We start from the raw sequence: 14490 nt of genomic DNA on the forward strand, positions 1-14490 counted from the left end.
GGACACCGCGGGTAATGGGCGGGCAGCACCGCGGCGGTCCCGCCGCGGCGGGACGGGACGGACGGTGATGGCGATGACCAGTGGGGTGGCGGCCGGGGCGGTGGCCCCGGAGCGGACCGGGGCCGACCGGCTCACGGTGGGCGTGGAGGAGGAGTTCCTCCTGGTCGATCCGCACACCGGTGCCGCGGTGCCCGCCGTCGACCTGGTCATGGCGCAGGTGCCGGCGGAGCTGCGCGGGCAGGTGGAGCGGGAGTTCCAGACCAGCCAGATCGAGATCGGCAGCCCGCCGGGGTTGGAGCTGGGCTCGATCCGGCACTCGCTGGGCGTGCTGCGCGGCGCGCTGGCCGACGCCGCCGAGCGGGCCGGCGTCCGGGTGCTGGCCATCGGCACCGGACCGGTGGCGGGACCGGTGCCGCCGGTGGTGGACAAGCCGCGCTTCGACCGGATGATCGAACGGTTCCGGCTGCTGGTGCCCGGCCCCGGCAACAACGGCATGCACGTGCACGTGGGCGTACCGGACCCGGACACCGGGGTGCAGGTGCTCAACCACATCCGGCCGTGGCTGCCGGTGCTGCACGCGATGACCACCAACTCGCCCTTCTCCGAGGGGGTCGACACCGGGTACGCGAGCTGGCGTTCCGTCGAGTGGGAACGCTGGCCGTCGGTGGCGCCCACCCCCTACCTGGAGTCCTACGAGCACTACGAACGGCTGATCAGGCAGTTGATCGCCAGCGGGGTGATGCTCGACGAGGGGATGCTCTACTGGTACGCCAGGCTGTCGGCGAAGTACCCGACGGTGGAGGTCCGCATCGGTGACGTCTGCCCGTCGGTGGACGACGCGGTGCTGGTGGCGGGTCTGGTGCGGGCGCTGGTCGCCACCGCCATGGACGACGTGGCGGCGGGCCGCCCGCCGGTGAACACCGACCACCACCTGCTGGTGGCCGCGCACTGGCGGGCCGCCCACGACGGGTTGGAGGGCGACGGCGTCGACCTGACCAACGGTGAGCTGCGCCCGGCCTGGGAACTGGTCGACCGGCTGGTCGAGCAGGTCCGCCCGGCGCTTGAGGCGCACGGCGACCTGGCCGAGGTGACCGAACTGCTGGCCACGCTGCGCCGGCACGGCACCGGGGCGGCCCGGCAGCGGGCCGTGTTCGCCCGCTCGGGCCGGCTGGAGGACGTGGTCGCCGAGGTCGCCCGGCAGACCCGTGGCTGACCGGCCCGGGGGCGGCCGGCGCGTGGAAGACTGGGCGTCGTGACGGAGCGGCTGGTCGTGGTCGGTGGGGACGCCGCCGGCATGGCGGCGGCGTCCCAGGCCCGTCGCCGCCGGGGCGTCGACGACCTGGAGATCGTGGCGTTCGAGCGGGGGCACTTCACGTCGTACTCGGCGTGCGGCATCCCGTACTGGATCAGCGGTCTGGTGCAGGAGCGGGACGCGTTGATCGCCCGCGACCCGGCCACCTTCCGGGACGACTTCGCCATCGACGTACGACTGCGCACCGAGGTCACCGGCATCGACCTCGACCGCCGCGAGGTCACCGCCCGCCGGCTCGACGACGGCGGCGAGGTCCGCGAACGCTTCGACACCCTGGTGTACGCCACCGGCTCGGTGCCCAACCAGCCCGACTGGGCCGACGGCGACGTCGACGGCATCTTCGGCATCCAGACCCTGGACGACGCGGCGGCGCTGCGGGCCTGGCTGGACGCCGACCCGACGCCGACCCGGGCGGTGGTGGTCGGCGGGGGCTACATCGGGGTGGAGATGGCCGAGGCGCTGATCCAACGCGGGCTCGCCGTCACCCTGGTCGAGCGGGCCGAGCAGCCGATGGCCACCGTCGACGAGGACATGGCCGGCCTGGTCGCCGAGGCGATGCGCGGGCTGGGCGTCGAGATCCTTACCGGTGTCACGGTCAGCGGGGTCGAGCAGCGCGACGGCCGGGTGTCCGCGGTGGTCACCTCCGCCGGCCCGGTGCCGGCCGACGTCGTGGTCCTCGGCCTGGGCGTACGCCCCAACACCGCGCTCGCCGCCGCCGCCGGCCTCCCGCTCGGCCAGACGGGCGGGGTCCGCGTCGACCGCCGGATGCGGGTGCCCGGGGTGCCAGGCGTCTGGGCGGCCGGTGACTGCGTGGAGACCCTGCACCGGGTCACCGGCATGTCGGTGCACATCCCGCTCGGCACCCACGCCAACAAGCAGGGCCGGGTCGCCGGGATCAACATCGGCGGCGGGTACGCCACCTTCCCCGGGGTGATCGGCACCGCCGTGACGAAGGTCTGCGACCTGGAGGTGGGGCGTACCGGGCTGCGGGAGCGGGACGCCACGGCGGCCGGGTTCGAGTTCGTCTCGGTGATCGCCGAGTCGACGAACCGGGCCGGCTACTACCCGGGAGCGCAGTCGATGACGGTCAAGCTGATCGCCGAACGGCCCACCGGTCGGCTGCTCGGCGCGCAGATCGTCGGCCGTTCCGAGGCAGCGAAGCGGATCGACGCGCTGGCCGTGGCGCTGTGGAACGAGATGACGGTGGACGAGATGACCGCCCTCGACCTCGGTTACGCCCCGCCGTACGCGCCGGTCTGGGACCCGGTGCTGATCGCCGCCCGCAAGGCCGTCGACGCCCTCGACCGCTGACCCGTCCCCCACCTCCCGCACCCACGCCGACCACCCCGCCCCCGCCACACGGCGCGGCGCGGATTGTGGAGAGTTGTTGTCGCCCCAGCGACAACAACTCTCCACAATGCATGGTCTGCTCGGCGGATGCGGATGCCCGGAGACGACGATGCCGCCCTCGACTGGTTGCTCTTCACGCAGGCCGGGGTGGTGAGCTGGGCGCAGGCCACCACCGAACTCACCCCCGCCCGGGTACGGCACCTGCTGGCCACCGGCCGGTGGGAGCGGGTGTGCCGGGGCATCCTGCGGGTCGGCGGCGGCCCGGTGACCGTCGACCAGGCACGCTGGGTGGCGGTGCTGGCCGCCGGTGCCGACGCCGTCCTGGCCGGTCTCGCGGCGGCCCAGGCGGGCGGGCTGCGCGGCCGGTGGCGGCACGAGGCGGTGGACGTGCTGATCCCGTACCAACGGCAGGCCCCTGACCTGCTGCGCCGGCTGCCCCTCGGGATGCCGGCGGTGCGGGTACGACGCACCCGGCACCTGGGCGACGAGGACCGGCAACGGGGGCGGCCGGACCGCACCACGATGGCCCGCTCGCTGATCGACGCAGCTCAGTGGATGCGCAGCGACGACGACGCGCAGGCGGTGCTGGCGGCCGGCTGCCAGCAGCGGAGGGTCACCCCCGGGGAACTCGACGCGGTGGCCCGCCGGTTGCCCCGGCTCCGCCGGTCGGTGCTGATCGGCACCACCGTCGCCGACCTGGCCGGCGGGGCGGAGGCACTGTCCGAGATCGACCTGGTCAGCCTCTGCCGCCGTTACCACCTGCCGCGCCCCGAGTTGCAGGAACGCCGGCGTGACGCGGACGGACGGATGCGTTACCTGGACGCCTACTGGCGGCAGTGGGGCCTGCACGTCGAGGTCGACGGGGCACACCACATGGACGTCCGGCACTGGGCGGCCGACCTGCGCCGGCAGAACGGGGTGTGGATCTCCGGGGACCGGATCCTGCGGTTCACCGCCTTCGACGTCCGCCACCGTCCCGACGAGGTGGCGGCCCAACTGCGCGCCGCACTGACCGCCGCCGGCTGGCGTCCCTGACCAGCCCACCCGCCTCACCGCCTGCCGCCCGGCGCACCCGGTCGTCGCGTTCTCCGTGGAGAGTCGTCGTCGCCGGGGCAGCAACGACTCTCCCCGATCCGCACAATGGGTGGGTGGAGATTCCGGCGGGGTTGTCGTGGGTGCGGCAGACGCCGGAGGGGCGGGAGTGGCTGGCCACGCTGGCCCGGTGGCGGGACGAGTGCGCACAGCAGTGGTCGCTGCGGCTCGGGCCGCCCTTCCCGTACGCGTTCGCCTCGCTGGCGATGCCCGCCGACCTGCCCGACGGCACCCCGGCGGTGCTGAAGTTGCAGTACCCGGCCCCGGACAGCCGGCACGAGGCCGACGCGTTGGCGCACTGGGACGGCGAGGGGGCGGTCCGGCTGATCGCCCACGACCCGCAGCGGCGGGCGCTGCTGGTGGAGCGGTGCCGGCCCGGCTCCCCGCTGCACGAGTTGCCCGCCGACGAGGCGGTGGACGTGGTGGCCGGCCTGCTGCCCCGGCTGTGGCGGCGGCCGGCCGGGCCGTTCATCCCGCTCGCCGAGGAGGCGACGGGCTGGCGGCACCGGTTGCCCGAGCAGTGGGACCGGGCCGGCCGGCCGTACGGGCGGCGGCTGGTCGACGCGGCGCTGGACCAGCTCGACCGGCTGGTCGACACCCAGGGCGAGCAGGTGCTGGTCAATCAGGACCTGCACGCCGGCAACGTGCTGCGGGCCACCCGGGAGCCGTGGCTGGTGATCGACCCGAAGCCGCTGCTGGGCGAACGGGAGTTCGCGGTGGTGCCGATCGTGCGCGGGGTCGAGCTGGGGCACTCCCCCGAGGCGGTACGGCGTCGGCTGGACCGGGTCACCGCTGCGCTCGGCCTCGACCGGGACCGGGTGGTCGGCTGGACGATCGCGCACTGCCTGGCCTGGAGCCTGGACGGCGACACGGTCTTCACCAACCAGGTCGAGGTGGCCCGCTGGCTCGTCGACGGCACGTAGCCGCCCCCGGCCGGGGTCAGCGTTGGCAGGTGGGGCACCAGTAGAGGTTGCGGCCGGCCAGCTCGCCCCGGCTGACCGGGCTGCCGCAGACGTGGCAGGGCGCGGCGGCCCGGCGGTAGACGTACACCTCGCCACCGTGCCGGTCGACCCGGGCTGGGCGACCCATCGCCTCGGGCAGGTGGGCGTCGCGGACGGTGTCGATCCGGCCGCGCGCCACCGCCAGGGTCATCAGCGCCACCAGGTCGGCCCAGAGCGCCGTCCAGCCGGCCGGGGTGAGTTGCCGGCCGGGCAGCGTCGGCCGCAGGCCGGCCCGGAACAGCACCTCGGTCACGAAGATCAGCCCGGTGCCGGCCACCACCGACTGGTCGAGCAGCAACGCGGCGAGCGGGGTGGGGCTGCGCCCGATCCGGGCGTACGCGCGGTCGGGGTCGGCGTCGGCGCGCAGCGGGTCCGGGCCGAGCCGGTCGCGCAGCGCCGCCGCCTCGGGCGGGGTGAGCAGCTCGCAGGCGGTGGGTCCGCGCAGCTCCAGCCAGTGCCGGTCGCTGGCCAGCCGCAGCCGGACCTGCCCCACCGGTACGGGCGGCTCGCCGTCCCCGTCGGTGAACCTGCCGTACAGGCCCAGGTGGACGTGCAGGGTGCGCTCGTCGGCGTAGTGGTGCAGCAGGTGCTTGCCGTACGCCTCGGTGCCGTGCAGGACGGTGCCGGAGAGCAGCGCGGCCCCCTCGGTGAAGCGGCCCTGCGGGCTGCTGACGGTGACCTTGTCGCCGGCGAACAGCTCGGCGTGGCGGGTCGCGAGGCGGTGGATGGTGTGTCCCTCTGGCACGGGTGCCAAGGGTAGCCCGACGACCCGACCCCACAGGCGACGGTGCCGTCCGGGTCGCCCGGAGTGTGGTCGATCGACGGACGGGGTACATCGAGGGTGTTCCCGCGTGGCGGCCACCGACCCTTCCGAGGGCTGCACGCATCGACGAGGAGGTGTGGTGGTGAACGTTTCTTCCCTCCTGCGCCGCCGGACGGCGACGCAGGACAGCAACGGCGACGGGGTGGTCGACGCGCGTGACGGGCAGCCGGTGGTGACCGACCGGGACGCCGACCGGGCGACGTACCGCAGCGGGTCGCTGGCCACGGACGGCGAGCGCGACGCCGACGCGGCGCGCCGCGCCGCCGAACGTGGGGCCGACGACGAGCGGCGGGCGGCCGAGCGCGGCGCGCTGGCGCGGGCGGCGACCGCCCGCAGCGCCGTGGACGGCACCCGGAGCGCCGCCGCCGCCCGCTCCACGACCGTCGACGACGAGCCGCGTACGCCGACCGACCCGATCCGGGTCACCGACCCCGCGCCGCGTCCGGTGTCGGACCGGCCGGTCGACCGGGACCGGACGCCCGTCGCGCCGCCCCCGCCCGCCGCCCCCCGCCCCGCCGACCGGGACCGGGTGGACACCGACGGGGCCGACCCGCAGCTGCCGGTGGTGGCCGGCCCGAAGCCGAGGACCAGCCTGCTCGCCACCCTCGGTCTGATCGTCTCGGTGGTGGGCGCGGCGTTCGTGCTCACCGGCACCCTGGCCGGGTACGGCATCGCCCTCGGCGCGCTCGGCGCGGTCTGCTCGGTGCTGGGGCTGATCGCGACCCGCCGGCGGCACGTGGCCGGCACCACGGACGCGCTGGTCGGCATCCTGGTCGGCCTGACCGCGGTGGTGCTGGGCGTGCTCGCCTTCACCGGCCAGTTCGACTGGCCGACCACCGACGGCGACTGGGTGGCCCGGTTCCGGGAGTGGCTTGACTCACAGTTTGTGGACCGGTTCTGAGGGCACATTTGATCTCGCCGGCGGTTCGCCGGCGACGTTGGACCAGCCGGCTCGCCGGCACCGCCCGACCAGCTCTGGTGGTTCACCAGCCGGGCACCCACCCGTTCGGGGGCAGCGGTTCGCCGCCACCGATGCGCACAGGGGCCGTCACCTCCGCCGGGGTGGCGGCCCCTTCGCGTGCGCTCCACGCAACGGATCGCCGGCGCGGTCGGGTCACACGCAACGAACCACCGCCGGACGCACGGTTCGGCGGTGGTTGTCGTACGGCCGGGGCGCATACCGTTGAGCCACGGCGCCAGCCCGTGGGCCACGGAGGCCGGGCGCGCCCGACCCCGGGAGCAGGACAATGACGATGGACGCCACCAGCCAGCGCTTCCTGATGTGCCGGCCGACGTACTTCGCCGTCGACTACGCCATCAACCCGTGGATGGACCCGACCGCGCCGGTCGACGCCGCCCTGGCGGTCCGGCAGTGGGAGCAGCTCCGCCGCACCTACCTCGACCTCGGCCACACCGTCGAGCTGATCGACCCGGTCCCCGGCCTGCCGGACATGGTCTTCGCCGCCAACGGCGGCACGGTCATCGGCGACCGGGCGATGGCGGTGCAGTTCCGCGACCCGCAGCGCGCCGACGAGGCCCCCGCCTACCGGGCCTGGTTCGAGGCCGCCGGCTTCGAGGTGTACGACCCGAAGCACGTCAACGAGGGCGAGGGGGACGTGCTGCTGGTCGGCGACCACCTGCTCGCCGGCACCGGGTTCCGCACCGCGCACGCCTCGCACGCCCAACTGCAGGAGGTCTTCGGCTACCCGGTCGTCACCCTGCAGCTGGTCGACCCGCGCTTCTACCACCTGGACACCGCGCTGACCGTGCTCGACGAGCGGACCGTGGCGTACCTGCCTGAGGCGTTCTCCCCCGGCAGCCGGGCGGTGCTGCGCCGGCTCTACCCGGACGCCGTCCACGCCACCATGGCCGACGCGGAGGTGCTCGGCCTCAACGCGGTCGGCGACGGCCGGCACGTGGTGCTGCCCGCGCAGGCCACCGGGCTGGCCGCGCAGCTACGCGACCGGGGCTACCAGACCATCGGTGTCGACCTGTCCGAGCTGCGCAAGGCCGGCGGCGGACCGAAGTGCTGCACGTTGCGACTCCGTCAGGGAAAGGCGAGCCAGTGATCGAGGACATGCTGCGGACCCCGTCCGCCGTGCGGGACGCGGAGCGGTACACCGCGCACAACTACCACCCGCTGCCGGTGGTGATCTCCTCCGCCGAGGGCGCCTGGCTCACCGACGTGGACGGTCGGCGCTACCTGGACTGCCTCGCCGGCTACTCGGCGCTGAACTTCGGCCACCGGCACCCGGCCCTGATCCGGGCCGCCCACGAACAGCTCGACCGGCTCACCCTGACCAGCCGGGCGTTCATCCACGACCAGTTCGCCGACTTCTGCCGGGAGTTGGCCGCGCTCTGCGGCAAGGACCTGGTGCTGCCGATGAACACCGGCGCGGAGGCGGTCGAGACCGGCATCAAGGTGGCCCGCAAGTGGGGCTACCAGGTCAAGAAGGTCGCCCCGGGGCAGGCGAACATCATCGTCGCCGACGGCAACTTCCACGGCCGGACGACCACCATCGTCAGCTTCTCCACCGACGCCGACGCCCGCGCCGACTTCGGGCCGTACACCCCCGGGTTCACCGTCGTGCCCTACGGCGACCTGGCGGCGCTGGAGGCGGCGATCGACGAGAACACCGTCGCCGTGCTGCTGGAGCCGATCCAGGGCGAGCAGGGCGTGGTGCTGCCGCCGGAGGGTTACCTGCCGGGCGTACGTCGGGTCTGCACCGACCGCAACGTGCTGTTCATCGCCGACGAGATCCAGTCCGGGCTGGGCCGGACCGGGCGCACCTTCGCCTGCGACCACGAGGGCGTCGTACCGGACATGTACCTGCTGGGCAAGGCGCTCGGCGGCGGCATCGTGCCGGTCTCCGCGGTCGCCGCGGACGCCGACGTGCTCGGCGTGCTCCGGCCGGGCCAGCACGGCTCCACGTTCGGTGGCAACCCGCTGGCCTGTGCGGTCGCCACCGAGGTGGTCCGGCTACTGGCCACCGGGGAGTTCCAGCGCCGCTCCGCCGAGCTGGGCGAGCGGCTGCGCGCCGGGCTGGAGGGGCTGCTCGGCAGCGGGCTGGTGGCGGTGCGGGTGCGCGGGCTGTGGGCCGGGGTGGACATCGACCCGGCGCTGATGACCGGCCGGCAGGCGTGCGAGCGGCTGATGGACCGGGGCGTACTGGCCAAGGACACCCACGGCTCGACCATCCGGTTGGCACCGCCGCTGGTCATCACCTCCGACGAGATCGACCACGCGGTGGCGCAGCTCGCCGCCGTACTGGCCGGCTGACCTCCCGCGGCGGGGCGGGCGTCCGGTCCCGACGCCCGCCCCGCCGCCGGGTCAGTTGCGGGGCAGCCGCATCGCCATGGTGGGCGCCTCGGCCATCACCGACGTCGGGGTGAACGCCGCACCGGTGGGCAGCTCCCGGGCCCGGCCGACCTGCACCCCGGGGTACAGCTCCACCATGTCCGCGCCGCCGAGCACCCGGGACTGCTTCGGGGTCAGCGGGACGCGGTCGGCCTCGGCCATCGAACCGTTCGGCCGGATGCCGGAGCCGTTGGTGCTCACGTCGGTGACGATGACCTCGCCGACGCGCAGCTCGAAGCGGACGTGCGCCCGGCTGATCCAGCGCCGTGCCTCGTCGTTGAGCCACTGCCCGAGCATCACGCCCCCGGTCTCCTCGGGGGCCCGACCGACAGTCACCGGCTCGTCCTCGGTGAGCACGAACCGGCGGCGGATCAGGCCACCGATCCGGATCGCCAGCACCTCGCTGCGCGGGCGCGGCCCGGCGTCGGAGAGCCGGGCACCGTGCCGGGGGCAGGTCGGCACGCCGTTGCGCAGGGCGGGCGGCGGCTGGCCCGCCGGGGCCCGGTCCACCCGGGCCAGGTCGGCGAACGCCCCACCGCCCCCGCCGCCGCCGAACAGCGCGCAGCCGGGCTCCGGGCAGCGCCACGTGCGGGCCAGCAACTGCCCGCCGACCGGGGACCGGTCACCCTCGACCGGGGTGTGCCCGCCCCCGACGTGCGCGACGAAGGCCGGGCCACCCGCGCCGGGCACCGGGGCGACGACCCGCCCCGGCTGCTCCACCAGCCACGGGAACCGGCCGCGCAGGCCGTCGAACCGGACCCGGCTGACCACGGGCAGGCCGAGCAGGTCGGCCACCTCCAGCATCCGGTCACCCGGGTTGTCGAGCACCTCGACCAGGCCGTCGTCGGCCCAGCGGCGGACCACCATCCGCTCGTTGGAGGTGAGGTCGGCGTCGGAGAGCAGCGCCCGGTGCACGATCGCGTAGACCGGGACGCTGTCCTCGGCCAGCTCGCGGGAGAGCGCGTCGATCACCATGCCGAGCCGCAGCAGGCTCGCCGGGCGGCCACCGTCGAGATCCTGGTAGCGGATCACCTCGGCCAGGTCGAGTACCGCTCGGGCCAGGGACGGATCGGTGCAGACCCGCCCCTCGATGGCGTCCAGCACCTTGCTGATCTCGAATCTCATCGCGCGCTCCGGAGGATGTCGTCGATCGGCCGGGCCGCCACCGCCGGGCCCGGTCGGCACCTGCCCGCCGGGGTGAACAGGCGCTGCCCTGGCACGACCCTACCGGTGCCCGGGTCAACCCATCCGGCCCACCGCCGCGCGCAGCCGGGCCACGTCACGCCGACGCCGCTCGTAGGTGGCGGCGAGGGTGATCAACGCCAGCCCGCCGACGGCCAGGTAGATCCAGCGGGGCAGCAGGTCCCACCCCCGGACCAGTTCGTGCAGCGCGAGCAGGACGAGGGCACCCCCGCCGAGCACCACCGGGGCCTGCCAGCGCCGCACCGCCCCGACCAGCACCACGGCCAGGGCGGCACCGCCCAGCAGCAGCCGCCGCCACGGCTGCGGGTCGGCGGCCACCAGCACCGACACCAGGCTGGGCAGCAGCCCGGCGGCCAGCCCGGGGCCGAGGGCGAGCCAGCTGGTCAACCCGGGTCGGGCGCGTAGCGCGAGCAGCCCGGCCACCAGGGTCAACCCGGCCGCCGGCAGGGTGTACGCCTCCAGCAGCACCACCTCGCCGCTGATCAGCAGCAGCCACGCGCCGAGCAGCTCACTGCCACCGGCCACCGCCCCGAAGGCCCACCGCCGGCCGGCCGACCGGCCCGGGTACAGCACCCGCAGTGCCGCGGCGGCTCCCCAGAGCACGCAGATCACCGCCGCGTACCGGATCGCGCCGACGGTGAGCAGCAGGGCGAGCACGGCCACCGCCTGCGCGGCGACCTCCAGCGCCCGTACGGTGAACGAGCCGCGTCGGGCCAGCGCGGGTGCGCCGAGGAGCACCGCCACCGCCACCCCGAGCACCGGGAAACCGGCGGTGCGCAGCGGCAGGTCGGCGGCCAGCGGCGCGGTGAGCGCGAACCCGGTGGCCGCCGCGACGGCGGTCAGGAAGCCGAGCAGCCGTACCTCGGCCCGCCGGCCGATCGCGCCGATGACCGCCGCCGCGACCACCAGCAGGGCGAGCCCGGCCAGCGTGCCGGCCCGGGTGGCGAGCAGCCCGACCAGGCCGGCGACCGTCCACAGCAGACCGATCGGGGTGGTCACCGGCACCAGCAGCGCCCGGCCACGTCCGGGGGCCGGGGCCGGCACGGCGGCTCCGGGAACGCCCGGCGCGGCCCCGTGGGGGACTCCCGGCGCGGTCCCGGGGGGAACGGCCGGCGCGGTCCCGTGGGGAACGGCCGGCGCGGTCCCGTGGGGAACGGCTGGCGCGGTCCCGTGGGGAACGGCTGGCGCGGTCCCGGGGGGAACGGCCGTGCCCGGGGCGGCGGGCCGGGCCGGGCCGGTGAGCGTGGCGGTGAGCAGGGCGGCGATCCCGACGAGCAGCACCGCCGCCGGCACCACCGGCCAGGGGGCGTCCGCGCCGAGCAGCAGCACGGGCAACGCCGCCGCCCCGAACGGCAGCGCGGCGACGGCCGCCCCGGACCGCCCACCGGTGTGCCGGTGGACGACCAGCGCGGCCGTGCCGGCCAGGACCAGCAGCGCCGCCCCGGCCGTGGGGGCACCGGGCGGACCGTCCCCCGTCGGCACCCCCGACCAGGGCCGCACCGGCCCACCGTAGGGGGCGACGAGCGCGGCCAGGGCCACCGGCGCGACGGCGGCCAGCGCCAGGCCGGCCAGCACCGTGCCGACCACCCGGCCCGGGGTCACCGGCGCGGTCCGCCGGTCGGCCGCTACCAGCGCGACGACCGCCAGCGCCGCGTAGAGCGCGAACGGCTCCCCACCGGGTACGACGCTCGGCACGACCACGGCGGCGAGCGCCAGGGCGAGCGCGGTGCCGGCGTACCCGGCGAGGTCGGGGCGGCGGCGACGCAGCGCGAGCAGCGGGACCAGCAGCAGCACGGCGGCGACGAACCCGGCCCGCAGCTGCCACCAGGCCGGCGCCCCGACGGCCCGCGACGCGACCGACGCGGCGGCCGGCACGGTGAGCAGCGCGACCGTCAGCGCGACCCCGGCGACCCGGCCCGCGACGGCGCTCGCCGGCCGGCCGGGCAGCGCCACCGCCAGCCCGGCGGCCAGCACCGCCCCGAGCGCCACCAGCATCCCGACCGGGGCGGCCGAGGCCACCAGCAGGCCGTGCCCGAGCAGCACCGCAGCCCCCGCCGCGCCGACCAGCACGGTCGGGGCGCGCCGGCCGCGCAGCACCGCGACCGGCAGCAGCGCCGCGCCGACGACCAGGTCGACCGCGAGGGTGGCCGGCCACGGGGTGACCGTCACCGCCGGCAGCGCCGCAGCCGTGAGCACCACCGCCGGCAGTACGGTCACCGGGCGGGCCGACCTCGGCAGCAGCAGGAGACCGGCACCGGCGGTGAGCAGGACGACGAGCGGCAGCTGCCAGCCCCAGGCGAGGTCGGGTCCGGCGGCGGCGCCCTGCCAGGCGGGCAGGGACCGGTCCACCGCGAGCGTCGCCACGGCCCCGGTGGCGAGCACGACGACCTGGGTGGCACCGCCCGCGACCAGCAGTGCGCCGACCCGGGGGCCGGTGCGGTGCCGCTGCGGCACCAGGCGGACGGCAGCGGCCAGGGCGGCGGCCACCAGGCCGACGGCGAGCAGCAGGAACCCGGCCCGCAGTTCCGCCACCGGCCGCAGCACCGCCACGGCCAGCAGCGGCACCAGCAGCCCGGCGGTGATCTGCCGGAACACCGGCGCTCCGGCGACCCGGGCCGCACCGGCCAGGACCAGGCCGACGAGGAGCAACGGCAGGCCGGCGAGCAGCGGCTGACCGCCGGCGCGACCCAGCGCCAGCGGCACCAGGGCACAGCTCGCGGCGACGGTCAGCGCGGCACCGAAGCCGAGCCAGCCGAGCACCCGGCCGGCGAGCACGGAACCGGACGGCCCGGCGACCGGCCCCCCGCCGGCCGCCGGACCCCCGTCCGCCGGGGCGGTGGTGGTGCCCGACCCCCCGGCGGGCACCACCACCCCTCCCCCCGCACCCGCGACGGCCGTGGCCGCCACGGGTGGCACCGCTGCGGCCGGCACCGCAGCGGCGGGATCGGACCCGGCCGGAGCCGGGAAGCGGCGGCGCAGCACGACCACCACCGCGAGGTCGAGCAGCGCCACGCCGAGGAAGGTCAGCGTCCAGCCGGTGGCTCCCGGACGGGACTGCGCCACCGCGAGCGGCAGCACCGGCTGGACCACGAACAGCGCCGCGAACCACGGCACGGTGAGCCGGCTGAGCAGGGCGTACCCGGCGGCGACGGCCGCACTGACCCCGGCGACCACGGCGGCGTAGCGGGTGCCCGGCCAGCCGGCGGTGCCGAGCAGGTTCACCGACCAGGCGGCGTACCCGTCGAGGACCACCAGCAGCAGGCCGACGGCGGCGAACGTCTCGGCGGTGCCGCGCAGGCCACGCCACTTCGCCACCAGTGGCAGCGCCAGGGCGAGCGCGGTGAACGCGGCCAGGATCAGCGCGCGTCCGGCCACCCCGACGGTGGCCCAGGCGACGGCGGTGAAGACCACCGCCGCCGTGCCCAGCAGCAGGCCGCCGAGGACGAACAGCAGCCACTGGATCGTCCGGGTGGACGTCTCCGGGCGACCCGGAGTGTCCGGCAATACCTGCGGGGGCACCGGCCCGGTCGGTGGCACGGCACGGGCGGGCACCTCCGGCCGTGCCGGCGTCCCCGGGCGCACCGGCGGCGCGACCGGAGCGGTCGGGGGCGCGACCGGAGCGGTCGGGGGTGCGGCCGGCGCGGCGACCGGGGTGCCGGCCGGCGCGGCGGGGCGGGCTGCCGGCGCGGGCGGGCGGACCGCCGCGCCGGCCGGGACCGGGGCGGGGATCTCCCGGCGGATGCTGGCCGCCAGCTCCGCCCGCCGGCGCTGCGCCGCGAGCAGTCGGCCACCGAGCCCCTGGTACGCCTGCCGGGCCCGCTCGACCTCCCGGCCGAGGGCGACGATCTCCTGATCCAACCGGACCACCTCGGCGGCGGGCGGGTACGGCCCGAGCCCGCAGCCGGCGCACCCACGGGTCAGCTCGGCGGGTGCTCCGCAGCGGGGGCAGGGGTAACCGGTGTTCTGCACCCGGCCATCCTGACGGTGGGTCGCAACCGGCGGCCAGAGTGCCCGTACCTAGGTACGGGTGTTCTCGTGCACCCAGGTGGCGTATGCCCGGTCGCCGCTCTCGGCGTACGTGACCAGGATCTCGGGCACCTCGTAGGGATGGTTGGACCGGATCTGGGCGACCAGCGCCGTGGCCCGGTCGGGGGCGGTCTTGAACTGCACCGACCACTCGGTGCTGGTCTCCACCCCGGCCCGCCACCAGTACGTACTGTCGACCTGGCCGCCGACCTGGGCGCAGGCGGCCAGTCGCCCGGCCACCGCGGCAGCCGCCATCAGGTCCGCGACGGAGCGCGAGTCCACCACCGTCGTCACCACGCAGATCTGGTCCACCTGCGCACCTTAC

Annotated in this window: 11 protein-coding genes; 7 read left to right on the forward strand and 4 right to left on the reverse strand. The window is 76.2% G+C overall.

What is annotated here, in order from left to right; genetic code table 11:
* The first annotated feature begins 73 nt into the window (after positions 1-73).
* From ACN261_RS03415 to ACN261_RS03430, 4 genes are all read left to right on the forward strand, one after another.
* Positions 74-1213, forward strand: a complete 1140-nt coding sequence (locus ACN261_RS03415) for a carboxylate-amine ligase (RefSeq protein ID WP_421483909.1) — start codon at positions 74-76, stop codon at positions 1211-1213.
* Between the two features lie 39 nt (positions 1214-1252).
* The gene (locus ACN261_RS03420; protein WP_425848364.1) at positions 1253-2623 is read left to right on the forward strand and encodes an FAD-dependent oxidoreductase; all 1371 of its coding nucleotides are present in this window, start codon (positions 1253-1255) and stop codon (positions 2621-2623) included.
* Between the two features lie 126 nt (positions 2624-2749).
* Positions 2750-3697: a hypothetical protein gene (locus ACN261_RS03425; RefSeq protein ID WP_425848367.1), complete on the forward strand. Its 948-nt coding sequence runs from the start codon at positions 2750-2752 to the stop codon at positions 3695-3697.
* Positions 3698-3810: 113 nt separating this feature from the next.
* On the forward strand, positions 3811-4677 hold the full coding sequence (locus tag ACN261_RS03430; RefSeq protein WP_421483912.1) for an aminoglycoside phosphotransferase family protein: 867 nt from the start codon (positions 3811-3813) through the stop codon (positions 4675-4677).
* 16 nt (positions 4678-4693) lie between these two features.
* On the opposite strand, the gene ACN261_RS03435 is transcribed toward ACN261_RS03430, so the two are convergent.
* A complete protein-coding gene (locus ACN261_RS03435) occupies positions 4694-5500 on the reverse strand; it encodes an Fpg/Nei family DNA glycosylase (RefSeq protein ID WP_425848369.1) in 807 nt (268 codons plus the stop codon).
* Between the two features lie 160 nt (positions 5501-5660).
* Between ACN261_RS03435 and ACN261_RS03440 the strand changes: the two genes are divergently transcribed.
* From ACN261_RS03440 to rocD, 3 genes are all read left to right on the forward strand, one after another.
* Positions 5661-6479, forward strand: coding sequence for a thrombospondin (locus ACN261_RS03440; RefSeq protein WP_425848372.1), 819 nt, complete (start codon positions 5661-5663; stop codon positions 6477-6479).
* A 352-nt stretch (positions 6480-6831) separates the two neighbouring features.
* Positions 6832-7647, forward strand: coding sequence for a dimethylargininase (ddaH, locus tag ACN261_RS03445; RefSeq protein ID WP_421486912.1), 816 nt, complete (start codon positions 6832-6834; stop codon positions 7645-7647).
* On the forward strand, positions 7644-8858 hold the full coding sequence (gene rocD / locus ACN261_RS03450; protein ID WP_421483915.1) for an ornithine--oxo-acid transaminase: 1215 nt from the start codon (positions 7644-7646) through the stop codon (positions 8856-8858). The genes ddaH and rocD overlap by 4 nt, the downstream gene beginning before the upstream one ends.
* Positions 8859-8909: 51 nt before the next feature.
* On the opposite strand, the gene ACN261_RS03455 is transcribed toward rocD, so the two are convergent.
* From ACN261_RS03455 to cutA, 3 genes are all read right to left on the reverse strand, one after another.
* Positions 8910-10061, reverse strand: coding sequence for an FHA domain-containing protein (locus ACN261_RS03455; protein WP_420118815.1), 1152 nt, complete (start codon positions 10059-10061; stop codon positions 8910-8912).
* Positions 10062-10175: 114 nt separating this feature from the next.
* On the reverse strand, positions 10176-14108 hold the full coding sequence (locus tag ACN261_RS03460) for an SCO7613 C-terminal domain-containing membrane protein (protein WP_425848374.1): 3933 nt from the start codon (positions 14106-14108) through the stop codon (positions 10176-10178).
* A gap of 48 nt (positions 14109-14156) precedes the next feature.
* Complete coding sequence (cutA, locus tag ACN261_RS03465) at positions 14157-14477, reverse strand: divalent-cation tolerance protein CutA (RefSeq protein ID WP_363656206.1); 321 nt, start codon at positions 14475-14477, stop codon at positions 14157-14159.
* Positions 14478-14490: the final 13 nt, after the last annotated feature.

It is taken from the genome of Micromonospora sp. WMMD723 (genome assembly GCF_049863385.1).
Classification (GTDB): domain Bacteria; phylum Actinomycetota; class Actinomycetes; order Mycobacteriales; family Micromonosporaceae; genus Micromonospora; species Micromonospora wenchangensis.